This is a genomic window from Aquisphaera insulae (genome assembly GCF_011064615.1).
Lineage (GTDB): Bacteria > Planctomycetota > Planctomycetia > Isosphaerales > Isosphaeraceae > Aquisphaera > Aquisphaera insulae.
In genome coordinates this window covers 1-548 of the sequence record NZ_JAALJH010000253.1, presented here as the reverse complement: position 1 = coordinate 548, position 548 = coordinate 1, and the positions used below count along the sequence as shown (strand labels likewise).

The following is a 548-nucleotide window of genomic DNA, read 5'->3' as shown; positions in this document are numbered from 1 at the left end:
AGTAGACGATACCTACCGGCTGGCCCTCCTCCTCGTCGAGCAGGGCTCGATGACCGCTCTCGTTCGTCTCGTGGAAGTCGTCGAGGAGCTTCTGAAGGACGGTCATCTCGTCGGGCGGGAAGAGCCCCGTACTCTCGCAGACGGAGAGGATACCGGGCGTGTCTTCGGGCGCAATGGGTCGAATCATCGAAAAACCCTCCATCGGTGACCGGGGATACCCTCCAGAGAAAGCGCGACCGTCACCTCGGTTTCCACCCAACACGCGGGCATCGAGCGCGGGCACCGCGGGCCAGGCACCCAGGGCGAGGTTTCGAAGGCATTGGAGGCCTGTCACCCAAAGCGTGTGGTCTGTGGAATGCACTGAGGAAAGCGGTTATCGAAGGCCAGTCACATCGACGGGGCATCGAAGGCCCGTCGCATCGACGAGGCGGGAGCGCGGCGAGGCCCTCGGCGTGACCTCCCACGAATGGAGCCTGGCGCGATGGTCGTCTCCTGTCCACTATTACCTCGGCAAGGAAGAAGATCACCGTGATAGGGCTCTTACCGCC

1 protein-coding gene is annotated in these 548 nt (G+C 63.1%); it reads right to left on the bottom strand.

Going from position 1 to position 548, the window contains the following annotated elements:
• Nucleotides 1-187, bottom strand: a 187-nt coding sequence (locus tag G6O54_RS37030; RefSeq protein WP_205679196.1) for a hypothetical protein, incomplete at its 3' end; no start/stop codon positions are given.
• Nucleotides 188-548: the final 361 nt, after the last annotated feature.